A 25647-nucleotide genomic window follows, 5' to 3' on the forward strand; every position below is an offset into this window, starting at 1 on the left:
ATTCCCTTCGTCCCCACAGGGACTGTATGACTCTTTCTTACGTCCTCGACATCGTAGAATCCCGGACCACCAGTTCTCCGTCGAATACGCAGTGCTGGTGTTTCGCTTTTTTTCCGATAATGTCAAACAGAATCCGGGCAGTCTCTCTCGCCATGCTGTCTATCGGCTGCTTTAAAGTCGTCAATGACGGGATAACATATTTCCCGATTTCCACACCATCAAAGCCCGTCAGGGAAATATCTTCCGGTACCCTGTATCCGGCATCAGACAATGCTTTTCCAGCACCGATTGCCAGCATATCGGAGATTGCGAAGATCGCCGTGCACGGAATCTGCTTCTCCAGGAATTCCTTCGTCACCATGTAGCCATTCTCCAGGGAGTAATCCTCAAGGTCACTCCTCATGGGCAGGATCAGTTCTTCCCTTACTTCTATTCCGTTATCCTTCAACGCCTTTTTATAGCCTTCCAGACGCAGTTTACCGATGGAAGCATCCGTTTTGCGGGCACAGACGATCGCAATATCCTTATGCCCATTCTTACACAGATAGTCCACCATCTTGTAACTTTCTTTGGTATCATCCACGGTCACGGAAGAATAGGTATTACGGCTGAATCCCTTTGGCAGCATTCCGGTAGTGCTCAAGATAAATGGTACATGAAGCTGTGCCAGTTTTTCCTCGCTGTGAACCAGATAACCACCGAGAAAAATAATGCCCCGAAGCCTTTTTTCCTTTACAAGCTTCAGCGCCACCTCCACTTCATCATCGTCATAATCGACATGCTGCAAAACCATGGAGTAGGACTTTTCCTTGATCTCTTCTTCCAATACCTTGATCATCTGGCTGAAGAAAGAGTTATTAATACCTTTGACCAGTACTGCAATTGCCTTGGCATCCTGACGCTTCAGGTTTCTGGCACTGTTGTTGGGTACGTAGTTATTCTCTTTGATCACCCGCATGATCGTTTCCTTGGTCTCAGGATTGATGTCCGGGTGGTTATTTATGGCACGGGATACCGTGCTGACGCCGACACCGCAGATTCTGGCAATGTCTCTGATCGTGATTTCCTCCATGGAATGCAACCCTTTCTAAGCCTACAGACTTATCTGCCGTACAGCTTCGTCATGCTGCGGATCCGCCCTGCAAGCTCCTTTGTAAAATCTCCGTTCCCCATTCTCCACATCCAGTTGATGCCAAGCGTGGAAGGAATGTTGATGCGGGCCTCCGATCCCAGTCCGAGATAATCCTGCATGGGAATGATCGCCATATCCGCTACGCTGGACATTGCGGCACGCACGAATTCCCAGGGAATCTGCTCTCTGGGAATCGGCTCTCCGTCCGCATTTTTCAGACGCAGATAGTCGTCACAGAGCTTTTTGTCAGCTCCCTTCAAGGTGTCATACCACCCCATCACAGTATCATTATCATGAGTTCCTGTATATACCACGCAATTATGTATATAATTATGCGGCAAATAATCACTTTCCTCACGGGAATCAAAAGCAAACTGCAAAATTTTCATACCTGGATAACCGGATTTCTTCACTAATTCTATCACAGATGGTGTTAAAAAGCCAAGGTCTTCTGCAATCACTTCTTTTTCTCCCAATTTTTCCTTCATGGCACGGAAAATATCGTATCCCGGACCCTGTTCCCAGTGACCGTGCTCCGCAGTGGGTTCCCCATAAGGAATCGCATAATAAGCATCGAATCCACGGAAATGATCGATACGTACCACATCATAGCGCTCAAAGCAGGCTGCCAGCCGCTGCATCCACCAGGCATAACCGGTCTCTTTGTGATGTTCCCAGTTATACAGAGGATTACCCCACAGCTGTCCGGTGGCAGAAAATGCATCGGGAGGGCATCCCGCTACTGCTACCGGCTCACAATCCTCGTCAAACTGGAACAGCTCCGGATTCGCCCAGGCATCTGAGCTGTCAAATGCCACATAAATTGGAATATCCCCGATAATCTTGATGCCGTTATCGTTGGCATAGGTCTTTAGTTTCTCCCACTGTACCTGGAACAGATACTGCTGGAACTGGTAAAAAGCGATCTCTCTCGCATATTTTCTGCGATATTTGTCCATAGCCGCAGGAGTTCTCAGTTTGATATCATCCTCCCAGGCTGCCCAACAGATACCACGGAAGCCATCCTTGACTGCCATATATAATGCATAATCCTCCAGCCAGTATGCATTCTTCTGTACAAACTCCTGAAATCTTGCATCTTCTTCAATATGACTATTATCAAACGCTTCTTTTAGCAGGCGGAAGCGACTCTTGTAGATTTTACCGTAGTCCACGGAATGAATGTCGGTACCGAAATCATAAGCATTGCACTGCTCAGCGGTCACATAGCCTCTCGCCACCAGATCCTCAGGATCGATGAAATAAGGATTCCCTGCAAAGGTGGAGAAGGACTGGTAAGGAGAATCTCCATAGCTGGTCGGACCTAACGGCAGGATCTGCCAGTATGCCTGACCGGCTTCTTTTAATCTGTCAATAAATTTATATGCTTCTTTGGAAAAGCAGCCGATTCCGTATTTGGAAGGCAGACTGCTCACCGGCAGCAAGATTCCACTTTTTCTCATAACATAAATCTCCCGTTGTAACTTTTTCGTTTAACCCTTAACTGCTCCGGCTACCACGCCTTCGATGATGTACTTCTGACAGGTCAGATAGAAGACGATGATAGGGATAACAGACAATACCAACAGTGCCATCATGGCACCCAGATCCTTTGCCCCGTAAGAGCCTACCAGATATTGTACTACAACCGGGATGGTTTTATAATTAGTACTCAGACCAATTACCAGATAGGGCAGCAAATAGTCGTTCCAGATCCACATAGCGTTCAGAATCGCTACTGTAATAGCAGTCGGCTTCAGGATCGGCATTACGACGCCGAAGAAAGTCTGCAGCGGATTACAGCCGTCGATCATGGCTGCCTCTTCGATGTCTAACGGAATAGATTTGATAAATCCGCAGAACATAAATACGGACAGACCAGATCCGAAGCCCAGATACAGAAGCACCATTCCGGGAGGGTTATTTAAGTGAGTCATATTCGCCAGCTTAGACATCGTGAACATAACCATCTGGAAAGGTACGATCATGGAAAATACAAACATATAATACAATACGTTGGTCACACCGGTTTTTACTCTGGTCAGGTAATAAGCGGTCATGGAAGTAAACAGAATGATCGCTGCCACAGAAAATACCGTGATAAAAGCAGACCATCCGAAGGCTGTGAAGAAACCTGTTTTTTCAATACCGTTCACATAGTTGGTAAGCCCTGCAAAAGTCTCTGCGGTAGGCAGTGCGAAAGGATTGTTACTGATGAACAGTTTTCCCTTAAAGGAGTTGATCAGCACGAAGAAAATAGGTGTCAAAAATGCAACTACCAGCACACACAGGATACAAAAAATGATTACATTGGAAGTTTTTTTCTTAGTCATTACTGCTCTACCTCCTTACGTCTGGTAAGTACCAGCTGTCCCAGGGCAATGACTGCCACTACAATGAAGAACAGCACTGCTTTGGCCTGACCAACACCTTCAAATCCGCTTCTGCCATAGAAGGTATTGTAGATATCCAGAGCCAGCATAGCTGTCTTTTTGCTGGGTGCTCCAGCCGTCAATGCAAGGTTCTGGTCGAACAGCTTAAAGCTGTTGGACACGGTGAGGAACAAACATATGGTAATAGATGGCATAACCATCGGAATTTTCACTTTGAATAATGTCTGTAACGAAGTAGCTCCATCGATCTCTGCTGCTTCGATCAGATCCGTAGGTACATTCTGCAGTCCGGCTACATAAATGATCATCATATAACCGATCATCTGCCAGTTCATCAGAATGATCAGACCCCAGAATCCATAGGTCGGATTCGCTACCAGTGTTGTCTCGTATTTTAACAATACTGCGTTGATCATCTGCTGCCAGATATATCCCAAAATGATACCGCCGATCAGGTTCGGCATGAAAAATACTGTACGGAACAGATTGGTTCCTTTGATCTTTCTCGTCAATGCCAGTGCCAAAATGAAGGCAAACACATTAATGGTGACAATGGACACTACGGAGAATTTTAGAGTAAATCCAAATGCGTTGACAAAATCTTTGTCCGCAAAAATTTTAATGTAATTATCTAAGCCTACAAATTGCGCGTTTGTAATTGTCTTAAATTTGCAAAAGGACAGATATACGCCCATGACAAACGGTATGATAAAAGCAAAGGAAAACGCGATCAGGGTAGGCAGTACAAAAATGGGAAAATATCTTTTTAATGTCTTTTGCATAAGCCTGTCTCCTTTTTTACAAACACAGGGGCCGTGGTACCACCACCGCCCCCTGTGTCTGAAGTTATATAAGATGGATTAAGTTATTGTCTTTTTGTCGATGGAGCTTAGTTAGCTGCGGTTGCGGCCTTTTCAGCTGCCCATCTTTCAACTACGGTTGTCTTTACAGTATCCCAGTCGATGGAACCGGAAGCGTACTCCAGAAGAGCTGCGCCGAAGTCATCCTTGAACTGCTGGCTAGGGAAGGAAGTGAAGTTCCATGCTACAGATGTCTTGGAGCTATCTGCCATGTAACGAAGAACTTCCTGTGCCAGAGGATCGGTGGGCTTTTCGTCATCGCTAAAGGTATCGAAAGGAGCGATGAATCCAAGGTCGTTGGTTACTGCTGCCTTACCGGTCTCAGAAGAGAACAGCCATTCAACGAATGCGATAGATGCTGCCTGATCCTCAGCAGAAGCTTCCTTGTTGATGCAGAAGAAGTTCTCAGTACCGGTGCACAGTCCCTGATTCTCTTCACCTTCAACTCCGGTATAGATAGGAAGGAACTTAACATCCTCAGCCTTAACGGTGTTACCGTCTACGCCATTGATCTGGCTCCAACCCCAGTTACCGTTCTGTACCATTGCTGCCTGACCCAGAGCGAATTCAGCCATGGAGTCGTCTACAGACTTGCTTCCCAGCAGGCCGGGTGCTGTGCAGGAGTTGTTGATGTACAGATCGAAAATGTTCTTGAAGTTATCGGAGTAAGTAAACTCCAGGTTATCGGTATCGGTGATACCCTTGTCCTTGAACTCGTAGTATACAGGGATGTTAGCCAGATGAGTCTGCCATCTCCAGTCTTCACCGGGAGTCAGGGATGTGGAAGCGAATACGCCTTCAATGCCCAGCTCATCTTTCTTAGCCTGCATATCTTCTACAACCTCTTTTAACTTAGCGAAGTTGTTGATCTCATCCATGCTTGCTGCCTTAGCGCCATCCAGTGCGAAGTACTTCTGCATGATAGCGTCGTTATAAATGATACCATAACCCTCTACTACGTAAGGGATTCCGTATACACCACCGTCTTCGCCGGTGATTGCCAGGCTCTTATCCATTAACCAGCTGTACAGGTCTGTATCCTTTAAGTCTGCACAGTAATCTTTCCAGTTCTGATAACCGATAGGTCCGTTGATCTGGAACAGGGTAGGTGCTTCCTTGTTAGCGATCTCAGACATCAGGGTCTGCTCATAAGTACCACTTGCTGCGGTTACAACCTTTACAGGAACACCGGTCTCCTCGGTATATTCCTTAGCCAGCTTCTGCCATACTTCGTCAACTTCAGGTTTGAAGTTCAGGTAGTATACAGATCCGTCTGCGACTGCTGTCGTTTCAACAGCTTCGGTGGTTGCTGCATCTGTCTTGCTGTCGGTAGCAGGGGTGGTAGCTGCTGCATCACCGGAGTTTCCACAACCGGTCAGCATGGAAGCTGCCATTACTGCACAAAGTAATACGCTTGCCAATTTCTTCTTCATAATCTTACCTCTCCTTTATGTTTGTACGGGTGACTTCATAATTTTTGTATATCCCCGTTACTGTTTCGGAATCGGTATCGGTATTGTTACCGGTAACGTTTCCGTTGCTGTAATTAGAAGATAGCACATTCACGAATCAGTTGCAAGAGATTTCCTGCAATTTATCGGAAGTTTGTATATTGTCATCAAATCTGTGACATTGTTTTTGTGCATTTTCACCACGGAATGAAGTGCGCAAAATGCTTATGGATAATTTTAATTGTTCTGTAACTTGAGAGTTAGTGAAATACCACCCGGATGACTTTGTTGTCTTCCTGGGTGGTATTTTTGTTTTGATGTTCCGATTTTACCGCCTAAAATCTATTTTGTGCTGTAGAAGTAGTAAGTTTGAAGTGATTTTCTTTTATAGTGACTGATATTTACTGCCGGAATGGAAGCATCCTATGCCGAAGCGGTAATTGTCAGAACGTTTTCATGAATTCTTCAATAAAAATACTGCTTGGATTTCTAAAAGCACTTTCAGGGCAGCAATATGCTTGCCCTACTAAGCAGGGAGTTAGCGAAACAGCCCCGTAACCCTCTTTCTATTGCTTTGGTGAAAATCGCATCAAAATAGCAAAATCCGTACAAAAAAACTTCTGAATCAGGAATTTTTGTACGGAATTTCTTCATTTTGCACGCTCAGCGAAAATAACAGCTTTTTACATGGCAAAATCTCATGTTTTTGTATTTTTTTAGCAAAAAATGGTGTTTTTAATACAAACAGATCTCCCCGGGTGGCAGATGGCATCCGCAATGAGCCACGCTATTCATAAGATTGTCAGCAAAAGGCGCTGCCAATCTTATTTCATATCGCGGCGTTCGCCGCATCACGGCATAAGTAAAGACAGCGATTTGTGCGCAAGCGCCCATCGCTGTCCTCACTATGCCTATGCGCGGCTCATTGCTCGCGTAAACTCTCAATTTATCATGAAACCCCGGTGCATTCACACCGGGGCTGTATGTCTATTATTTCAATTTCCAGATATCTCTGTTGTACTCTGCGATGGTTCTGTCGGAGGAGAAGAATCCGGCCTTGGCGATGTTCACCAGCATCATCTTCTTCCACTTCTGCTGATCCTCATAATCGGCGAATGCCTGATCCTTTACCTTGATGTAATCTTCTAAGTCAAGCAGGGTCATGAACCAGTCTTTGTTCAGCAGCTCGTTGTACAGACGCTCCAGGTTCTCCTTTTTACCCACTTTGAGCACTTCTTTGCTGACAATAAAGTCTACAGCCTCTTTGATCACAGGGCTCTTCTTGTAGTAATCCTTGGAGACATAGTCTGCCTTCTCGTAGTGCTTGATGACAGTGTCGCTGTCCTGACCGAAGATGTAGATATTATCATCGCCTACCAGCTCATGGATCTCTACGTTTGCACCGTCACTTGTACCAAGTGTTACTGCACCGTTTAACATGAACTTCATGTTACCGGTTCCGGATGCCTCCTTGGATGCCAGAGAGATCTGCTCGGAGATATCACAGGCAGGGATCAGCTTCTCGGCGTAGCTTACGTTGTAGTTCTCTACCATAACAAGCTTCATGTAAGGGCTGACTTCCGGATCGTTATTGATAATGTCGGACATTACCAGCAGGAGATGAATGATATCCTGAGCGATCACATACGCAGGTGCAGCCTTTGCACCAAAGATGAAGGTCAACGGTGTAGAAGGCTTCTTGCCGCCCTTGATCTCCAGATATTTGTGAATGATATACAGTGCGTTCATCTGCTGACGCTTATACTCGTGCAGACGCTTTACCTGAATATCGAAAATGGAATCGGGATTCAGCTCCACGCCTTCCTTCTCCTTGATATAGGATACCAGCTCGGTCTTCTTGGTCTTCTTGATATCATAGATAGCATCCAGTACCGCCTGATCGTCCTTATGCTCTAACAGCTTCTGTAATTCTTCGGCATCCTTCTTGTAACCGTCGCCGATGGTCTGGGTCAGGAACGCAGCCAGCTCATGGTTACAGGACAGCAGCCATCTGCGGAAGGTGATACCGTTAGTCTTGTTGTTGAACTTTTCAGGGTAAATCTTGTAAAAATGATTCAGTTCGCTCTGCTTCAGAATCTCGGTATGAATTGCTGCCACACCGTTGACGCTGTAACCGTAATGGATGTCGATGTGTGCCATGTGCACTCTCTTATCCTTATCGATGATCTGAACTTTTTCGTCCTTATATTTCTTTGCCACACGGTTACTCAGCTCCTTGATGATGGGAACCAGCTGAGGAACTACCTTTTCAATATAAGCCAGAGGCCACTTTTCCAGAGCTTCTGCCAGGATGGTGTGGTTGGTATACGCGCAGGTGCGACTTACGACGTCAATGGCTTCATCCATGGTGAAGCCTTCCTCAGTGGTGAGGATACGGATCAGCTCAGGGATAACCATAGTAGGATGGGTATCGTTGATCTGGATTGCCACATGTTCAGGCAGAGTATGCAGATCATAGCCTTTTTCCTTTACTTCCTTCAGGATCAGCTGGGCACCGTTGCATACCATGAAGTACTCCTGATAGATACGTAACAGGTTACCGGCCTCATCGGAATCATCCGGATACAGGAACAGAGTCAGGTTCTTCTCAATGGCTTCCTTATCGAAAGTGATGCCTTTCTTTACCAGGCTCTCATCCACGGTCTCAATATCAAATAAGTGCAACTTGTTCAGTCCGTTCTCATAACCTACCACGTCAATATCATACAATACGGAAGTCACCTTGCGGTCACCGAAAGCTACTTCGAATTTTGTACCGGTGTTGTTCAGCCAGGAATCCTTCTGGATCCAGTCGTTCTTCTCAGCATTCTGGAGATGATCCTTGAATACCTGCTTGAACAGACCGAAGTGGTAGTTCAGACCGATACCGTCTCCGGGAAGTCCCAGAGTAGCGATGGAATCCAGGAAACATGCTGCCAGTCTTCCAAGTCCACCGTTACCAAGAGAGGGTTCCGGCTCTGCCTCTTCGATGTCTGCCAGATTCTTGCCGTTTTTCTTCAGGATATCGCTCAGCTCCTCATAGATGCCTAAGTTGATCAGGTTGTTGGATAACAGCTTACCGATCAGGAACTCCATGGAAATGTAATATACTTTCTTGTCTCCGGTGATTGCAGGAGTCTCTGCCATCTTCTCTTTGGTCAACTGCAGTACTCCGGTGTACAGCTGTGCATCGGTGCAGGCACCGATATTTTTTCCATACATTTTGCCGGTGATCTCGTTTAATGTCTGCTCTAAATTCATCTTTAACCCCATTTCCGCACGTTTCCCCAGGGAAGCGCACTATTTTTCTATTCTCTCTGTTGCGGTTTTCCCTGAATCAGCGGATGCCATTTCCTCCGTTTTTCAGGAAAAATAGTTTTGTTGCTCTCTTACAAAACACAGGATACCATAGGAAAACGTTTTCCGCAACCCTTTCTTTGATTTTCCTGGATTTTTGTGCAAAATAGCTTAACAGATAATGTCCTTATAGTACATTTTCACAATACTGTGGGGCATGACTACCTGATGTCCCTCGCCACCGTTCATCAGCTGATGTACTTCTTCCACGGCTCTGCTGGAGATGCTGTAGAAATCCTGTCTGATAGTATTCATCTGCTTACCGACATATCCCATCAGGGTGATGCCATCGAAACCGCACACCGGACGGAAAATGTCCATATCGATCAGGGCGTTCATGGCGCCGATTGCCATCAGGTCGGAGGCACAGACTACCACGTCCTTATTTTTCGCGTATTTCAGTGCCACGTTTCTCGCTGTCAGCTCACTGAAATCTCCCTGTCGCACCATCATGGTCAGATCCAAGTCTTTCACCAGGCGCCTCATGCCTTTTAATCTCTGTTCCGTGACATAACCGTCTCTTCTGCCTGCGATGTACAACACACGCTTGCAATTATCGTCCAGCACCGTCTTTTTCGCCACATCGTACTGGGCCTGTTCCTGATCGATACTGATGTATGTGGTCCTGGCATTCACAATCGGTGCATCCACTACCACACAGGCGAACTGCTTTTCCCGGATGAGTTTCTGCAGCACTTTATCTTCTTTGGACATGCCATAGATCACAACGCCCGAGATACTTTGTGACAGAAAAGATCTGGTGATCTCTTCCGCTGTCATTCCCGCGATCATAGAAGGAAAGATCGTCACGACTTCCACATTCAGTTCTTTCGCCTTATCCAATGCCCCTACCAGATACTGCATGAAGATCTGGTCAATGGCCTGGGTCTGTCTATTGGGATCCAGCACCAGCGCAATTCTTCCAAACTGCTTGGAGGAAAGCGCCGCAGCAATGGAATTCGGAATATAATTCAGTTCCTTGATGGCGTCCTGTACCTTTTTCTTCGTCTCTTCACTGACATTCGGGTAGCCATTTAAGACCTTGGATACTGTTGAAATTGCCACTCCGGCATGTTTTGCCACTTCCTTGATTGATACCATAAATCCCCCGTTCCGGCCGCAGACCCCTGCGCCCGTTTTTCTCCGTTACCGCGACGGAATGCGGTCTTGTTCCATTTGACGTTTGCTCATATATTCTCTATACTATAAGTTAATGGAAGTTTCGTCAATGTACAGCATTTACGAAATATGGCGTGAATTTTTGGAAAAGGTTTTCCAAAACAGATTAAAATAGGACAGCGAAAGCGCCGGAAAGGCAACACATATCATGGCAGTCATCAAAAGTGTGGAAGAAAAATATATGAAAGAAGCCCTGAAACAGGCAAAAAAAGCCTACGCTCTGGGAGAAGTTCCCATCGGTTGTGTCATCGTACACGAGGGAAAGATCATCGGCCGGGGTTACAACCGCCGCAATACAGATAAAAATACGCTGGCGCATGCGGAGATCACAGCGATCAACAAAGCCAGCAAGGTCATCGGTGACTGGCGTTTGGAAGAGTGTACCCTCTATGTGACACTTGAGCCCTGCCAGATGTGCGCCGGTGCCATCGTGCAGGCCCGGATCCCCGAAGTCGTCATGGGCTGTATGAATCCCAAGGCCGGATGCGCCGGATCCATCCTGAATATACTGGAAATGCCCCAGTTTAACCATCAAGTGAAGGTTACCCGGGGCATTTTGGAAGCAGAATGCAGTCAGATGCTGAAAACCTTTTTCGAAGAACTCCGCATCCGCAACAAGCAGGAAAAGGAAGCCAGGAAGTCCTTAAGCAGTCTCTCGTAACGGTGCTTCTTCTCCTTTATCCTGTGTATGTCCGCTCTTTTTGAATTTTCTGAGTTTCGGCAGCTTGCAGAGCAGAAGTCCCGTCTGATACAATCCCTCTGGTGCATACAGGATCATAAATACACAATATGGGAATACATATCTGCTCTTGGCTTCCCACAGGATACTGAACAGAAATCCGCCGAACACAGCAATCCAGGGTAGCCACAGTGATATCGGAACCTCCTTTTTCTTCCACCACAAGATTCCCAGCATGACCAATGCCATAAGTCCAGCCAAATATAGGATACTCTGGTAATAATTTGTAAGCTTCCATATAGTTCTTCCCAGTTCACCGTAATACAGACTCTCCAGAACAGGAGACAATTCCGCTCCTTCTTCAAAACTTTCCGTACTTTCCAACGCTGCATACATCGGCTCTATCCACTGGCCCTCCACCTTATTTTTGAAAAAGTTGAATGCCATTCCAGGATCCTGTGAAAATTCTTCCAACCGTTCCCGGATATATTCTTTTCCCTGCTGCGCGGCAAGTTCCTGTTGGCAATCGTAATCTGTAAATGTTGCCTGCTGATATCGGTTATAGACCCCCGCTCTGCCTTCCGTCTCCTGTAATCCCATAGCGACCCACAAAATACTGGGAATACCGACTCCACTGGGATATCCCGACCGGACTTCATAGATTACATCTACTGCCTTCACAGACAATGCTGCCGTCAGAAGGATCGCTGTTCCCGCCATAAGATATCGTACTTTCTTTTTTCTGAGACTTACCAGCAGAACATAGACTGCCACGGCAACGAGAACGATCCATGTATTTTTCCGGGCAAGTACCGCCAGACCCGCTGCGAAGGATGCCAATGCAATATATCTCTTCTGCCCGGAATGTTCATAGGCTGCCACGCCATAAAACAATATGATTCCGAAGCTGATGCTGAGCACATCACCATAGATATAAGGAAGATAAAATAAAAGAGGAAAACAACCCAGCATCATCACACAATACAGCATCCGGAATACCGGTCTGTCCGTGTTCAGCTTCAGAAACCCATAGCCCGCCAGTATCGTAAGTATCCACCATACGACATGAAGGATCTTGGCCGGTCTGTAGTTAAAGTCGCCGAACAAGGTAAACAGGATCTCATAGAGGATTGCCAATCCCTTCTGCTGCTGGTACATTCCCACATACCCGCCAATGCTCAGCATGCTGAAATTGCCATCTCTGCAATATGCAGCAAACGCCGTAGTATTAATCTGGTCTCCTACGGGATAATAGGGATTCTTGCATACATAGAATACCCCCAGAATAAACGCAATGACGCTCGTCACAATTAACGTACACAGGCAGATCTTTTCCTGCTGGGACTTGTCTTTTTTCATCAACACTTTGTCAATTCCCATGGTACAAAGCGATGCAGCCAAAAAAACCGCGATATGAGCCCAGGTCTTGTCCCCGACCAGCACTCCTCTGGTTCTGCCATCCACCGCACCGTAATAGGAATATTTGCAGGCCCAATAGCTGAGAAGCATCATCATTGCCAGAGCGCACACCAATAAGATTCCGAGCAGTGCATGATATAGTTTTTGGTTTTTATCTGTCTGTAACTGCCTGGTATTCATTTTCTTTCGATATCCTTTTCTCCCAGAGTATTATCATTTTATCTTGTTATTATTGTAATTATCCGATTATCGCACATCATTATGTTGATTATAGCACGCGCATACCTATTCTTCAAGGTAAAGAGGCTTGACAAAGCCGCCGGAAACAGATACACTTAAAAAGCCGTATATGTCGGGTTGCCATGCAGTGGTGATGAAACTCGGTCTTACGCAATGGAAATCTACGAACCGTGTCAGGTTGGGAACAAAGCAGCACTAAGTAGAACCTTCCATGTGCCGTAAGGAAACTGGGTGGAGCTGCTGTCATGGTCCGGCGTATGCGGTTTTGACATTTGTAGCTATGAATAAGAAGGAAGTACAGATATGGCTGTAGAGACTACCATTTTTTCAAATAATAGCGTCGATACCTGGTTCCGTGACATCATGTCCGACTGTGTGCTTTGCCCACGTGCCTGCCATGTGAACCGTCTCGCCGGTCAGACCGGGTACTGCGGGCAGACCGCTGAACTCATGGCAGCGAGAGCTTCCCTGCATTATTGGGAAGAGCCCTGTATTTCCGGTACTTCCGGCTCCGGAACTGTCTTTTTCTCCGGCTGTAATCTCAGATGTGTCTTTTGTCAGAATCATAATATTGCTTTGGGTAAGGCCGGACGAGTCATTGCTCCGGAGCATCTGGCGGAAATCTTTCTGCAATTGCAGGAACAGGGGGCCAATAATATCAACCTCGTCACCCCGACTCATTTTCTGCCGCAGATCGTTATTGCACTGGAGCAGGCAAAACAGCAGGGGCTGCATCTTCCTATTGTATACAATACCGGCAGCTATGAATCTCCGGAGGCACTGCGCCATCTGGAAGGGCTGGTGGATATTTATCTTCCGGATCTGAAATATTTTTCCCCGGAGCTTTCCACTGCGTATTCCCATGCTCCGAATTATTTTGAAACTGCCTGTGCAGCCATTTCGGAAATGTATCGCCAGGTGGGGGATCCTGTCATCGATGAAGATACCGGATTAATGCAGCACGGGATGATCGTCCGCCATCTGCTTCTGCCCGGACAGACAAAGGATTCCAAAAAAATCCTGCGCTATCTCCATGAGACCTATGGAGATCATATTTATATCAGCATTATGAATCAGTATACACCTCTGCCACAGGTAGCGGACATTGAGGCGCTGAATCGTACCGTGACACCGGAAGAATACGACCGGGTATTGCGATTTGCAGAGCGGATCGGCATCGAACGAGGTTTTCGTCAGGAAGGAACGGCCGCCAGTGAAAGCTTTATTCCGGAATTCGATGAAAGGGGACTGTGATCCTCTCACAGTTCCACCGAGATCATATAATATCCGAAGTCTCCTTCCCATGCCGGTTCTCTGGCTCCTTCAAAGCTCTCAAAGCCAAACATTCTCGCGACCTGTTTCTCCCGTTCGTAAAAGTTTCCCGGAACTCCTATGTAATACTTTGCCTGCCCGGCTGTTTCCTGCCGCAACAACAGCAAATGTCTGTAATTGTAATATCCATGCAGTAAAAAGCTGTTATGAGTCATCTGATAACAGCGTTCCCGCAGAACTACAAAGTCTTCCGGTCCTACCGACAAGAATTCCCTGGCATCCCGGAAGGGATGAATGTGTGGGTAAATGCTGCTTAACTGCTCCCATTTGGTATCTTTCATATGCAGGGTGTTTTCCGTAACGGCAACGGATTCCTTTACCGTTTGTGCTTGCCGTTTTCCTGTCTCCATGGGAATGACTGCTTCCACTGTTACCTCTGCTTTCTTCTCTATCAGCTTCGGTTCTTCGCTTTTCATCACGTTTTCCGGCTTTGGCACAGATTTCTTTTTGGTATCTCCGGTTCCTTCGAATTTCCCTACGATGGCACAATTCCTTTCCAGCGGAATGCGTATCCCAAGTATCTGCTCCCTCTCTTTTTCCAATGGAATCCTTTTCTCACAAAAAGCTCTTCCTTGATCTGTCGTCATTTCGCACAGCTGCTGTTCCCCGCTTTTCCATTGCAAATACAGCGGTATCCCCTTACCGGACACGATTTCCTGTCCATTCAGCTGCACTGTCAAAATTTCTTCTTTATCCAGGCTTTCCAGCCTCGCATATCCCGCACTTCGGATCCGCTGTCCATTTTCCTGTAATTCCAAATAACTGATCTGTTTCCGATATGACATAAAAATCCCCCCGCATAAAGTATTCTAACTATCTTTATGCAGGGGGTTGTCCTTAATATTCCTGGTTGTCCAGATATTTCATATAATTAACGACCATCAATGCGATCTTGAAAGTCAATGCATCATCAAAGCTGCGCAGATCCAGTCCGGTGCTCTTCTGAATCTTCTCAATACGATACACCAGAGTGTTACGATGTACAAACAGTTGTCTGGAAGTCTCCGACACGTTCAGATTGTTCTCAAAGAACTTGTTCAATGTATTCAATGTCTCTTCGTCCAGATCGTAGGGTACATTGTCTCCGAAGATCTCTTCGATGAAGATTTTGCACAGATTCACCGGAAGCTGATAGATCAGTCGTCCGATTCCCAAAGTGCTATAGGCAATGACTTTTTTCTCTGCATAGAAGATCTTGCCTACATCCAGTGCCATCTTAGCTTCCTTGTAGGACTTGGAGACATCCTTCAGTTCCTGTACCACGGTACCGTATGCAACTTTTACATCCAACAATGCTTCCGCATTCATCATGGCCACAATAGTCTCTGCCAGTTCATGCAGTGTCTCCGGTGTTGTGGTGTTTTCTACGGACTTGATCAGGATCAGACTGGATTCATCTACAGCAGTCACATAATCGCCCGCCTGGGGTGAGAACATGCTCTTAAGCACTTCCGATACAATACCGTCCTTCTCATCCTTCGTCTCGATCAGATACACCGCTCTGGGGCAGCTGACTTCCACATGAAGCTTCTTCGCTCTGTTGTAGATATCTACCAACAACAAATTGTCCAGTAACAGATTCTGGAAGAAGTTGTTCCGATCAAAACGCTCTTTATAGGCAATGACGAGATTCTGAATCTGGCTGACGGCAATCTTGCCTACCATATACACATCGTCCGTCATTCCGCGGGCAACCAGCACATATAAAAGTTCACCTTCATCACGGATCTTCAGAAGATGATGCACTCCGATCACCTGACTGTCCGCAGGGGATGCTGCAAAGCCTGTGATCAGATCGGTCGTAATGTCATCTCTCTCCATGGTAGATGCCACTTCGGATCCGTTCAGGTCATAGACTCCGAGGTCAACTTTTGTGATTGCTTTCAATTCATCAATGCTTGTCTGTATAATCTGGCCTGTAATCATATTGTCCACGCCTTTCTGTAATATTTCATATCCGCTTGCTCTACTCATAACCAAAAGCCCCTCCGCAAGCAGTCTCGCCTTTTATCTATGTCCCACAATCCTTCCCCTCTATTCGCATATCGTGGGATTGGCATCACTATATATGTTTAGTATAAAGGATTTGTGCATTTGGTGCAAGCAAAATGCTGAAAAAAGACCCTGTCTGTAATCACAGACAGGGTCTTGAAGTTTCTGATTAAGACTAGTTGGTAATAACCTGCTCGGTCTCTTTGTCGAATACGTGGATCTTCTCAACATCCAGAGCGAACTTAACGGTATCGCCAGGTCTTGCAGTGGTACGAGAATCTACTCTTGCGGTCATAGGGAACTCGTCAAGATCGAAGTACAGATATACTTCTGCACCAAGTAACTCGTAAACCTTGATGGTAGAGGTAAATACGCTCTGAGGAGAGGTCTCGATGTACATCTCGGAATCATATACATCCTCAGGACGGATACCGAAGGTAACAACCTTTCCATCGTAACCGCCATCGATCAGCTTCTTGGACTTAGCGGGAGGAAGAGGAATGCTGTGGCCTGCGATTACCAGGTTAGCGATGTCGCCTTCTACCTTAACAGTAGCATCTAAGAAGTTCATCTGCGGAGATCCCATGAATCCTGCTACGAACAGGTTGCAAGGCTTCTCATACAGGTTCTGAGGAGTATCTACCTGCTGGATAACGCCGTCCTTCATAACAACGATTCTGGTACCAAGGGTCATAGCCTCGGTCTGATCATGTGTAACGTAGATGATGGTGGTGCCCAGTCTCTGATGCAGCTTAGCGATCTCGATACGCATCTGTACACGCAGCTTAGCATCCAGGTTGGACAGAGGCTCATCCATCAGGAATACCTTAGGGTTACGAACGATTGCACGTCCCATAGCAACACGCTGTCTCTGACCACCGGACAGAGCCTTGGGCTTACGATCAAGCAGCGGAGTCAGATCCAGGATCTTAGCTGCTTCCTTAACCATCTTGTCAATCTGATCCTTGGGAACTTTTCTCAGCTTCAGACCAAATGCCATGTTGTCATATACGGACATATGAGGATACAGAGCGTAGTTCTGGAATACCATTGCGATATCTCTGTCCTTAGGCTCTACATCGTTAACTACTCTGTCACCGATCTTCAGTTCACCGGAAGAGATATCTTCCAGACCTGCGATCATACGAAGAGTGGTGGACTTACCACATCCGGAAGGACCTACGAAAATAATGAACTCCTGATCTGCAATCTCAAGGTTGAAATCCTTAACAGCTTCAAAACCGTTAGGATATACTTTGCAGACATTCTTTAAAGATAAACTTGCCATTTGAAAATACTCCTTTCATATTTACAATGTTACTTTCTCTCATTGTGAAACGATATGTCTCGTTTGAATCTGAAATCAGTATAACGAAATTCACGAAAATGTGCCATACCACTATTTCACAAAGATTTTGAATCATATTGTATGAATTGCTTATAAACTTTTCTTTTTTTAAAAATGCTTGTCAGATTGAACAAATCTGTTTCTATTTCTTGGACATTTTCCACAAGGTGGTCTCTACTGTGTCTCTTTTTCCGGCTTTTTGTAGAACGTAAGCTGATTTTTTCCATGTCTTTTTGACACATATAACGCATTATCCGCGGATTTGTACAGATTTTCAAAGGTATTGCCGTCTCCGGGGAACACTGCTGCTCCCACGCTGGCCGTAACAGAATACTTCACATATTCTCCGACTTCAAACTGGTGGAAAAACTGTTCGATCTTCTTCCCTTCCCGTTCGATCATGGTAATATCACGGATGTCCTTGAGAAATACCATGAACTCGTCACCACCGGTACGGCCCACAATATCCGTTGCACGGAACATGGACTGCAGGCGCACTGCCAGGTTCCGGAGCACTTCATCTCCGAAGGCATGTCCCATGGTGTCGTTGATCTTCTTGAAATTATCTACATCCAAAACAAACAATACCCCCTGCTTATCCGGATATTGCTCCATATATTCACGGATCTTACGCTCTGTGGCCATCTTGTTGTTCAAATCGGTCAGCAGATCGGTATCTGCCTTGTCCTCCAGGACTTTACTGTGTTCCGAGGCCTTTATGCGTACCAGTACATTGATCACCGTGATCACAATAAGGGCTGCTGCGATCGATATGCTGATCTTGACGATCAGATCCACAATAGGACCACGGAAGGACTGCTGAATACCGGACAGATAGGATTCATCAATGCCTACCACCAGATTCCAGTCTGTGTCCGCAATGGGAAAATGACAGAGGATCTTACCTACGCCATTCTCATTGACATGCAGTATTCCATTGTCGCCCTTCTGCTGTTGTCTGTCAAACAGTGTCCAGCTTCCAAGGCTCTCCGCTATCCCCTTTAAGGAATTCCAGAAATCGTTTTTAAGAATAGTGGTCTGATCTGTGGCACCATAGCTTGCCATAATAGTACCATTGCGATTGACCAGAGAGAAAAATGCCTTATCTCCGTATACGGAATTCTCAAAGAAATCTGACATCTCTGCCGGCTCCATATAACTGAGCAGGTATCCGTTCACATTTCCGGGATTTGTAATAGGACATACATAGATGAAAGCCATCTGTCCGTTGATTCCATCCGATCTGGTAAACAGATAATGCGGTGATTCACCAAGAATACTGTCATAGTAATTCAGCTCTGTCATATCGATCTGCCGTCTGTCATTCAGAAAGCCCGTACCGTTGGATGCACAGTATGCAACCATATATGCATCACTGGCCTTCATCAGTGTATCCAGCTTCTCATTCAGAAACGCATCACTTCTGTCCGGGCGGCTCGCCATGATCGACGCAACCGCATCCGTGATATTTCCCAGCGCTTTCAGTTTATCCTCTACCCCAGCAGCATAATAAAGTCCGATCTGTTCCGCCTGATCGTCCACAACTGTCTGTATTGCTGCATCCATCTTATTATTAAAGTCATATATGCTCAGGACCAGTGCAATGACTAACAATACACATGGCAGGACCCATTGGAGGAAATTTTCCCATATTTTTCTCTTCTGCATACTCTGAACACCTCTTATCTGCTGTCTTTAGAGTCTCCGCCATCAGACCCCGGCCCGGCAGGCGACCTTGCTACTTATCCTCTATCTTAATGCTTTCATCGATCTCATCATGAAATACTCTTTCATCCTCTTCCGGTGATACTTCCGGTGCCGGCTCCTGTTCTGACAGAAGCTGGTCTTCCAGTTTCTGGAAAAACTTATTATATAACATTGCGGATGCATATGCCGGCAGAGAAAAACCAAACAGAAAGATGATCGGTATCAGTCGTAAAGACACCAGATATATGATCAGCGGAAAAAATGCCATCACAAACATCACAACTGTCTTGGGCAGCTGCAGGATGCTCATAATAAAAGCATTTCTGATGGTTCCCATGATCGTATTGTCGAATTTGGCAAGTACCGGGAATACATACAATGTCGTGCAGATCACAAGCACTGCAGCAGCCATGATCAGAACCACCAGCACGCTGCTGAACTGTATTCCGGATTTGGTAATAATGTAATAATCTCCACCCAGTACTGCTGCTATCAGCAGGATCAGCAGCCAGATCAGAGTAGCCTGGCGGAAATTTGTCTTAAATGATTTGAAAAAGCTTCTGGTAATATAACTTTCCTCATTGCGCACGATCTTCAGTGCCACATAATGCATGGAGGTAAATGCCGCTCCTGCAGTAATAATGGGAATACAGCAGATCAGAGTCAGAATGTTCAGCCACATCAGGTCTGCCATTTTATTGAGTACATTCATTAACGGGCTGTCCAGGTCAAAAATCTTCATTTACGTCATATCCTTTTCTGTGTTTTATAAAAATTTCTCCATCGGTGTTACACGGATCCCCGAAAAAGCTTCCTCCTCATGCACTGCATGAAATCCCAGCTTCCGATAGAAATCCACGGCATACGGAGCTGCCTTCAGCGACATATACCGTTCCCCCGCCTCTTTTTTCAGATATTCGCACATTCTTCCCATCAGACTCCGCCCAACACCTCTGTGATGATATTCTTCGTCCACGAAAAGAAGCGACAAATGATTGTAGTTCCGCACAGAAGCCGCCCCGATGATCCTGGCGCCATCCAAAGCCACCATCATCTGATATCTCCCCTGCCGGAACGACTTATAGAGGTGTTCATCCGTAATGAATTCATGAAAATTACGGATTCCCTCCTCTGTATAATCCACCGCCTCATATTTCAAAAAAGTCTTCCAGATCATATGCATGGCAGGGATCCAGTCTTTGTCCTCTGCCCATCTGATCTCGTAGCCATTCGCCATCTCCGCCATACTGCACCGTCTCTCCGATTCAGGATCAGGGACGCCTCTGTTCTCAGGCGATCCCGGGAATTTCCTTGCAGATCCACTGCCAGATGTCCTCCATCGCTGTCTCTGCATCGTCTTCATTCAGGAGTTCATGTCTGTCATTCTCGTATAGCTTCACGGTAATGTTCTTCACTCCGGCTCTCTTCAGAGAGTCACATGCCTTATGAACACCCTTACCGTAATCTCCCACAGGGTCTTCCGCTCCGGATACCATAAGAATCGGCAGGTTCTGGGGAACCTTTTCCAGATTCTCCTGCTTCTGCAATCTGCGGATCAGTTCAAACAGAGTCTGAAAACCGTTCACGGTAAAGGTAAATCCGCACAGTTCGTCTGCGATATAGCGGTCCACATTCTCCGTATTCCGGCTGAGCCAGTCACTGGAAGTTCTGGGAGAATCAATTCGTTTGTTATAGCCTCCGAAGGCAGCCTTATCAATAAAATGGCTGACATGCTTCGAACCGCAGAACAGCTTCTGTATTCCCGCCATGGCTTTTGAGGCAAAGATCAGCCCCGCCGGCTGCATTCCCGTACCTACGATGACCGCACCACCTATTCCGCTGCCGTAACGGCACAGATAATTCCTGGCAATAAAAGATCCCATGCTGTGTCCCAGAATAATATAAGGCACCTGCGGATATTGTTCTTCCGTGATCTTCTTCAGACGATGTACATCCCGGACTACTACCGTCGCAGGATCCTGCTCGCAGAAGTATCCGAAAGTTCCACCCTCTGAAACAGATTTTCCATGTCCCAGATGATCTTCACCGGTGACAAGGATTCCTCTCTTCGTCAGAAATTCTGCCAGATTCTCATAGCGTTCCACGTATTCTGCCATTCCGTGCACGATTTGCACGATGCCTCTTACGTTACCGTCATCGGGTGTATATCGCACTGCATGGATACGGTTCTCACCGTCCCGGGAGTCAAAGTAGAATTCTTCCTTGATCATAAGACCTCCTTGGTTGCAGAAAATCATAGGACGCATAAAACAAATGTCAATTTACAGCCATATGTTTCCGCGTCCTATTCATTATATATCATTTTATCTAAAATTTTAAGTCCTATATTGCTTTTTTTGTAAAATAGTAACCATTACATCCCCATTGTTCATGGTTGAACTGTTCTAGCAGATCTCTGCTCCTGCCGGCATATTTTTCTCAGGTGTTACCAAAGCAAGGTTGCCTTCGGCGTCTTCTGCACACAGAATCATGCCCTCGGACAATACTCCTGCCAGTTTCGCGGGCTTCAGGTTCACCAGTACCATAACCTTTTTTCCTACCATTTCCTCAGGGCTGTAATGCGCCTTAATACCGGAGACGATCTGACGTACCTGACTGCCGATCTTCACCTGGCTGCACAGAAGCTTCTTGGACTTAGGCACTGCCTCACAGGAGATGATCTCGCCTACCTGGAACTGCATTTTCGCGAAATCGTCATATTCGATCTCTGCCTTGGGCTCGATATCAATGGCTTCCTGCTCTGCTTTTTCAGCTTCTGCATTGGCTTCTTGTGCTTCATGCTCTGCTGCTGCCTTGAGCATGGCTTCTTCCAGCTCTGCCTCTTTTTTCGCTACATCCTTCATATCCAGACGTGCAAAGAGGATTTCGGGCTGGTCAGTTACTTTGCTGCCGCTCTCATACAGACCGAACTGCTCCAGCTGGTCAAAATCTCGCAGAGATGTGTTCAGCTGTTTTGCAATTTTCTCAGCTGTCTCGGGCATGTAGGGCTCTAACAGGGAAGCTCCGATGATGATACCTTCCACCAGATTATACAGTACGGTTGCCAGGCGGTCTGCCTTGGCTTCGTCCTTCGCCAGTACCCAGGGCTCCGTCTCGTCGATATATTTGTTGCAGCGCTTGAAGATACCGAAGATCTCGGTCAGGGCATCTGCCACACGCAGTTCTTCCATCTTTGCCACAACTTTTGCATAGGTACCGGTCACGGTCTGCTTCAGATCCGCATCCACTGCCGCATCATTCTCGGTCAGCTGAGCGTTTTTATTCTCTACCACACCGCCAAAGTATTTGTTGCTCATGGAGATGGTTCGGTTCACCAGGTTGCCCAGGGTGTTGGCCAGATCGGAATTGGTACGCTCTGCCACCAGCTCCCAGGTCAGGTTGCCATCGTTTTCAAAAGGCATTTCGTGCAGTACATAGTAGCGTACCGCATCCACGCCGAAATAATCTACGAGGTCATCCGCATAGACCACATTTCCTTTGGATTTGCTCATCTTGCCGCCGCCCATGAGAAGCCAGGGATGTCCAAATACCTGCTTCGGCAGAGGCTCGCCCAGTGCCATCAGGAAAATAGGCCAGTAGATGGTATGGAACCGGATGATATCCTTACCGATCAGGTGCAGGTCTGCGGGCCACAGCTTCTTGTACTGCTCGGTGCTGTTGCCGTCTGCATCGTAGCCGATACCGGTGATGTAGTTGGTCAGCGCATCCAGCCATACATAGATAACATGCTTGGGATCGAAAGTCACAGGGATACCCCAGGTGAAGGAAGTACGGGATACGCACAGATCCTGTAAGCCGGGAAGCAGGAAGTTGTTCATCATCTCGTTCTTGCGGGATACGGGCTGAATGAACTCGGGATGCTCATTAATGTGCTTGATCAGTCTGTCCGCATACTTGCTCATACGGAAGAAGTAAGCCTCCTCCTTGGCAGGCTTTACCACACCGCCGCAGTCCGGGCACTTGCCGTCTACCAGCTGGGACTCCGTCCAGAAAGACTCACAGGGAGTACAGTACATTCCCTCATAGGCTCCCTTGTAAATATCTCCCTGATCGTAGAGACGCTTGAAAATCTTCTGTACCTGCTTCTCATGATCCTCATCAGTAGTACGGATGAACTTATCATAAGAAATGTTTAACAGATCACACAGTCCGCGGATGACACCGGCGATCTTGTCCACATGCTCCTTGGGTGTGATACCGGCTGCCTCTGCCTTCAGTTCGATCTTCTGACCGTGCTCATCGGTACCGGTCTGGAAGAAAACATCATAACCTTCTTTTCTCTTGAAACGTGCAATGCTGTCAGCCAGTACGATCTCGTAGTTATTACCGATATGGGGCTTGGCGGACGTATAGGCAATGGCCGTTGTAAGATAATATTTTCCTTTGCTTTCCATAAATCTGATTCTCCTTTTCTTAAAAATAAAAGCCCGTCTCCTGAAAGAACATGAAGTTCTTCAAGAAGACGAGCGTTATCTCGTGTTACCACTTCTCTTCGTCTGTACCTCACAGCACAGACCTCTTCGGGTCCGTAACCCTATCCGCTGTAACAGGCGGATCCTGTCGCAGCCTTGCTTCTACCGTTCCTATTCTGTTCCGGTATCCGTTCGGTGCGCCGCTCAGAAGCCATCTTCTCTATCTGTCCGTTCCATTCCTCTCAGCCTTGCGGAATGTTCTCTGTAAAACTTCTATGATAAATACTCTCTTCCTCATTGCATTTGCGTATTCTTACAGTAGCACAGGAAATCCGGACTGTCAATGCAGTTTTGTCTCATTACTGCTCATTACAGCTCCTCTTTTTCCCCCAGTATCAAAACAGAATATGCCGGAAGTGTGACCACAGTTCCTTCGCGTTCGGCGATCTCCTCTCCGGTATAAAGTTCTCCAAGCAGTACCAGATCCTCTGCTGCGGTGTTACCAACGGTAAGTCCGGACAGGTCCACACTTGCAGGCTCCGCAGAAGTATTGCCCAACAGTAATAAAGTACTGTCTTCATAGCTTCTTGTCAGTGCAAAGCATTGCTCGCCGGAATACTGCTCCAGATAAGTGGTGGTGCCTCTGGCAATAGCGGGATTCTGGTTCCGGATACGGATCACCTGTTTTACATAATTGTAAATGGAATCCGGATCCTCCTGTTGTTCTTCCAGACTGTCGAATTTCATCTGAAAATTGTCCATATCCGCAGGTCCCTTGCACATGCCTTCCGCTTTGTCATCCTTGCTCCAGTACATGGGAGCCCGCTTATTCTCATCCTTGCCGGAGCCCTTCATTCCCAGTTCCTCCCCATAGTAGAGGAAGACACTTCCACCGGACAACAGATTCAGGGCATTGCCAAGCTTCGTCTGTGCCTCACTGTTTTCCCCGGCATAGTAGCCTGTGCTCCGCCCCATATCATGATTCGTGTAAAAAGGGGCATTAATGTAATCCGGATTGTATTGCGCATACATAGCCTGCTCCGCTTCCAGATTCTTTGCATAGGATGCCGCGGATGCCTTGCCGTTTACCACATTTGCGATGATTCCGGACTTGTCAGCGAAGGTAAAATCAAACATGCTGTCCACGCCGCTCGCGTAATATTGTGCATAGGTATTCTGATCTGTCCAACATTCACACACCAGATAATTCTCCGGGTCCTTGCCATGGACATAATCGGCAAACCAGCTTAAAATCTCGACATTGTCTTCCACAGAGCCGGTGACGTATTCCTTCACCGCATCCAGGCGGAACCCATCCACGCCCATATCCAGCCAGAAGTCCGCCACCTGCTCGAATTCCCGGCGCACCGCTTCGTTCTGCAGATCCAGATCCGGCATGCCGTCCCAAAATCTTGCTTCATAATACCAGTCTGCCCCATTTACCTGCGCATATCCGCTCTGGGCTTCCCTTGAAAAATGGTAATAATCTATATAAGGACATTCTGAGGAGTCAGGCTCAGCTCCCTCCGGCAGATTTTTCAGATACTCCGTTGCCTGTAAAAACCATGGATGCCTACTGGAAGAATGGTTCATCGCCAGATCCAGGATCACACGGATCCCACGGTCATGGCAGGCTGTCAGCAGCTTTTGGAAATCATCCAGGGTACCGTACTGCGGATCAATATTCTCATAATCCGTAGTGTCGTATTTATGATAGGTCGTGGAGGGCATTACCGGCATGAGCCAGATGCCGTTGATCCCTAAGTCCGTATCCGTCGTATCGTCACCATCATTCAGGTAGTCCAGCTTGTCCAGGACTCCCTGCAGGTCACCGATGCCGTCACCGTCACTGTCATAGAAGGAATAAACAAAAAGCTCGTAGTAGGTGCGGTAGTTGTCGTCTATGATCTGCAGTGCCCGGGCATCCTGCGCTAACGTTACAGTACTGCCGGCGTTGTCGGTGTTGCTGCCCGTGCTCTGGTTCTGTTGGGCGGCAGTCCCATCCTGTGTACCCGCGGATGCACCGCCTGCTGCCTGGTGGCTTCCTCCGCAGGCAGCCAGAGATACCGTCATCCCTGCTGCAAGTATCAATGCCCATAATTTTCTATTCCATCTGCTCATCATT

At 46.9% G+C, this 25647-nt stretch carries 19 protein-coding genes and 1 other RNA gene; 3 read left to right on the forward strand and 17 right to left on the reverse strand.

Annotated features, from left to right (window positions below; genetic code table 11):
* Nucleotides 1–37: 37 nt before the first annotated feature.
* The 7 genes from H9Q77_RS15105 to H9Q77_RS15135 all read right to left on the reverse strand — a co-directional run bounded on the left by H9Q77_RS15105 (nucleotide 38) and on the right by H9Q77_RS15135 (nucleotide 10294).
* Nucleotides 38–1072, reverse strand: coding sequence for a LacI family DNA-binding transcriptional regulator (locus H9Q77_RS15105; protein WP_249326065.1), 1035 nt, complete (start codon nucleotides 1070–1072; stop codon nucleotides 38–40).
* 29 nt (nucleotides 1073–1101) lie between these two features.
* Nucleotides 1102–2595, reverse strand: a complete 1494-nt coding sequence (malQ, locus tag H9Q77_RS15110; protein WP_249326066.1) for a 4-alpha-glucanotransferase — start codon at nucleotides 2593–2595, stop codon at nucleotides 1102–1104.
* Between the two features lie 30 nt (nucleotides 2596–2625).
* Nucleotides 2626–3465 carry a carbohydrate ABC transporter permease gene (locus tag H9Q77_RS15115; protein ID WP_118546499.1) on the reverse strand — a complete coding sequence of 280 codons (840 nt, stop codon included), beginning with the start codon at nucleotides 3463–3465 and terminating at the stop codon, nucleotides 2626–2628.
* The gene (locus H9Q77_RS15120) at nucleotides 3465–4307 is read right to left on the reverse strand and encodes a carbohydrate ABC transporter permease (RefSeq protein ID WP_118546498.1); all 843 of its coding nucleotides are present in this window, start codon (nucleotides 4305–4307) and stop codon (nucleotides 3465–3467) included. The genes H9Q77_RS15115 and H9Q77_RS15120 overlap by 1 nt, the downstream gene beginning before the upstream one ends.
* 107 nt (nucleotides 4308–4414) lie before the next feature.
* The gene (locus H9Q77_RS15125) at nucleotides 4415–5818 is read right to left on the reverse strand and encodes an ABC transporter substrate-binding protein (RefSeq protein WP_249326067.1); all 1404 of its coding nucleotides are present in this window, start codon (nucleotides 5816–5818) and stop codon (nucleotides 4415–4417) included.
* 1008 nt (nucleotides 5819–6826) lie between these two features.
* Complete coding sequence (locus tag H9Q77_RS15130) at nucleotides 6827–9097, reverse strand: glycogen/starch/alpha-glucan phosphorylase (protein ID WP_118547818.1); 2271 nt, start codon at nucleotides 9095–9097, stop codon at nucleotides 6827–6829.
* 207 nt (nucleotides 9098–9304) lie between these two features.
* Nucleotides 9305–10294: a LacI family DNA-binding transcriptional regulator gene (locus tag H9Q77_RS15135; RefSeq protein ID WP_249326068.1), complete on the reverse strand. Its 990-nt coding sequence runs from the start codon at nucleotides 10292–10294 to the stop codon at nucleotides 9305–9307.
* Nucleotides 10295–10520: 226 nt separating this feature from the next.
* Here H9Q77_RS15135 and tadA point away from each other — a divergent pair, with 226 nt between their 5' ends.
* The gene (gene tadA, locus H9Q77_RS15140; protein ID WP_022153953.1) at nucleotides 10521–11033 is read left to right on the forward strand and encodes a tRNA adenosine(34) deaminase TadA; all 513 of its coding nucleotides are present in this window, start codon (nucleotides 10521–10523) and stop codon (nucleotides 11031–11033) included.
* Here tadA and H9Q77_RS15145 read toward each other — a convergent pair.
* Nucleotides 11016–12650 (reverse strand): glycosyltransferase family protein, encoded by a 1635-nt coding sequence (locus H9Q77_RS15145; RefSeq protein ID WP_249326070.1) that lies wholly within the window; start codon nucleotides 12648–12650, stop codon nucleotides 11016–11018. The two genes, tadA and H9Q77_RS15145, sit on opposite strands and share 18 nt — an antisense overlap.
* A 158-nt stretch (nucleotides 12651–12808) precedes the next feature.
* Here H9Q77_RS15145 and ffs point away from each other — a divergent pair.
* An RNA gene (gene ffs / locus H9Q77_RS15150) (signal recognition particle sRNA large type) lies at nucleotides 12809–12977 on the forward strand.
* 36 nt (nucleotides 12978–13013) lie between these two features.
* Nucleotides 13014–13964 (forward strand): radical SAM protein, encoded by a 951-nt coding sequence (locus H9Q77_RS15155; RefSeq protein WP_249326072.1) that lies wholly within the window; start codon nucleotides 13014–13016, stop codon nucleotides 13962–13964.
* A gap of 5 nt (nucleotides 13965–13969) precedes the next feature.
* On the opposite strand, the gene H9Q77_RS15160 is transcribed toward H9Q77_RS15155, so the two are convergent.
* The 9 genes from H9Q77_RS15160 to H9Q77_RS15200 form a co-directional block, all read right to left on the reverse strand.
* Nucleotides 13970–14827 (reverse strand): DUF6128 domain-containing protein, encoded by an 858-nt coding sequence (locus H9Q77_RS15160; protein WP_249326074.1) that lies wholly within the window; start codon nucleotides 14825–14827, stop codon nucleotides 13970–13972.
* Nucleotides 14828–14879: 52 nt separating this feature from the next.
* Complete coding sequence (locus H9Q77_RS15165; protein ID WP_118547820.1) at nucleotides 14880–15968, reverse strand: PucR family transcriptional regulator; 1089 nt, start codon at nucleotides 15966–15968, stop codon at nucleotides 14880–14882.
* Between the two features lie 241 nt (nucleotides 15969–16209).
* On the reverse strand, nucleotides 16210–17322 hold the full coding sequence (locus H9Q77_RS15170) for an ABC transporter ATP-binding protein (RefSeq protein ID WP_022153948.1): 1113 nt from the start codon (nucleotides 17320–17322) through the stop codon (nucleotides 16210–16212).
* A gap of 234 nt (nucleotides 17323–17556) precedes the next feature.
* Nucleotides 17557–19050: a sensor domain-containing diguanylate cyclase gene (locus H9Q77_RS15175; protein WP_249326075.1), complete on the reverse strand. Its 1494-nt coding sequence runs from the start codon at nucleotides 19048–19050 to the stop codon at nucleotides 17557–17559.
* A gap of 70 nt (nucleotides 19051–19120) precedes the next feature.
* Nucleotides 19121–19831 (reverse strand): YesL family protein, encoded by a 711-nt coding sequence (locus tag H9Q77_RS15180; RefSeq protein ID WP_249326077.1) that lies wholly within the window; start codon nucleotides 19829–19831, stop codon nucleotides 19121–19123.
* Between the two features lie 24 nt (nucleotides 19832–19855).
* A complete protein-coding gene (locus H9Q77_RS15185; RefSeq protein WP_249326078.1) occupies nucleotides 19856–20335 on the reverse strand; it encodes a GNAT family N-acetyltransferase in 480 nt (159 codons plus the stop codon).
* Between the two features lie 43 nt (nucleotides 20336–20378).
* Nucleotides 20379–21320, reverse strand: coding sequence for an alpha/beta fold hydrolase (locus tag H9Q77_RS15190; protein WP_249326080.1), 942 nt, complete (start codon nucleotides 21318–21320; stop codon nucleotides 20379–20381).
* A 174-nt stretch (nucleotides 21321–21494) separates the two neighbouring features.
* Nucleotides 21495–23504, reverse strand: a complete 2010-nt coding sequence (gene metG / locus H9Q77_RS15195) for a methionine--tRNA ligase (RefSeq protein ID WP_249326081.1) — start codon at nucleotides 23502–23504, stop codon at nucleotides 21495–21497.
* A 387-nt stretch (nucleotides 23505–23891) separates the two neighbouring features.
* Nucleotides 23892–25646, reverse strand: coding sequence for an alpha-amylase family glycosyl hydrolase (locus H9Q77_RS15200; protein ID WP_249326083.1), 1755 nt, complete (start codon nucleotides 25644–25646; stop codon nucleotides 23892–23894).
* Nucleotide 25647 lies beyond the last annotated feature (1 nt).

Origin of the sequence: Simiaoa sunii, from assembly GCF_014337175.1 — a bacterium.
Lineage (GTDB): Bacteria > Bacillota > Clostridia > Lachnospirales > Lachnospiraceae > Acetatifactor > Acetatifactor intestinalis.

Bases quoted from the DNA above. Each gene is read 5' to 3' on its own strand.
- tadA (WP_022153953.1), top strand. From the start codon at position 10,521: ATGGCAGTCATCAAAAGTGTGGAAGAAAAATATATGAAAGAAGCCCTG.
- H9Q77_RS15115 (WP_118546499.1), bottom strand. From the start codon at position 3,465: ATGACTAAGAAAAAAACTTCCAATGTAATCATTTTTTGTATCCTGTGT.
- H9Q77_RS15165 (WP_118547820.1), bottom strand. From the start codon at position 15,968: ATGATTACAGGCCAGATTATACAGACAAGCATTGATGAATTGAAAGCA.
- H9Q77_RS15190 (WP_249326080.1), bottom strand. From the start codon at position 21,320: ATGATCAAGGAAGAATTCTACTTTGACTCCCGGGACGGTGAGAACCGT.
- H9Q77_RS15105 (WP_249326065.1), bottom strand. From the start codon at position 1,072: ATGGAGGAAATCACGATCAGAGACATTGCCAGAATCTGCGGTGTCGGC.
- metG (WP_249326081.1), bottom strand. From the start codon at position 23,504: ATGGAAAGCAAAGGAAAATATTATCTTACAACGGCCATTGCCTATACG.
- H9Q77_RS15135 (WP_249326068.1), bottom strand. From the start codon at position 10,294: ATGGTATCAATCAAGGAAGTGGCAAAACATGCCGGAGTGGCAATTTCA.
- H9Q77_RS15125 (WP_249326067.1), bottom strand. From the start codon at position 5,818: ATGAAGAAGAAATTGGCAAGCGTATTACTTTGTGCAGTAATGGCAGCT.
- H9Q77_RS15155 (WP_249326072.1), top strand. From the start codon at position 13,014: ATGGCTGTAGAGACTACCATTTTTTCAAATAATAGCGTCGATACCTGG.
- H9Q77_RS15170 (WP_022153948.1), bottom strand. From the start codon at position 17,322: ATGGCAAGTTTATCTTTAAAGAATGTCTGCAAAGTATATCCTAACGGT.
- H9Q77_RS15180 (WP_249326077.1), bottom strand. From the start codon at position 19,831: ATGAAGATTTTTGACCTGGACAGCCCGTTAATGAATGTACTCAATAAA.
- H9Q77_RS15200 (WP_249326083.1), bottom strand. From the start codon at position 25,646: ATGATGAGCAGATGGAATAGAAAATTATGGGCATTGATACTTGCAGCA.
- H9Q77_RS15160 (WP_249326074.1), bottom strand. From the start codon at position 14,827: ATGTCATATCGGAAACAGATCAGTTATTTGGAATTACAGGAAAATGGA.
- H9Q77_RS15175 (WP_249326075.1), bottom strand. From the start codon at position 19,050: ATGCAGAAGAGAAAAATATGGGAAAATTTCCTCCAATGGGTCCTGCCA.
- H9Q77_RS15120 (WP_118546498.1), bottom strand. From the start codon at position 4,307: ATGCAAAAGACATTAAAAAGATATTTTCCCATTTTTGTACTGCCTACC.
- H9Q77_RS15145 (WP_249326070.1), bottom strand. From the start codon at position 12,650: ATGAATACCAGGCAGTTACAGACAGATAAAAACCAAAAACTATATCAT.
- H9Q77_RS15185 (WP_249326078.1), bottom strand. From the start codon at position 20,335: ATGGCGGAGATGGCGAATGGCTACGAGATCAGATGGGCAGAGGACAAA.
- malQ (WP_249326066.1), bottom strand. From the start codon at position 2,595: ATGAGAAAAAGTGGAATCTTGCTGCCGGTGAGCAGTCTGCCTTCCAAA.
- H9Q77_RS15130 (WP_118547818.1), bottom strand. From the start codon at position 9,097: ATGAATTTAGAGCAGACATTAAACGAGATCACCGGCAAAATGTATGGA.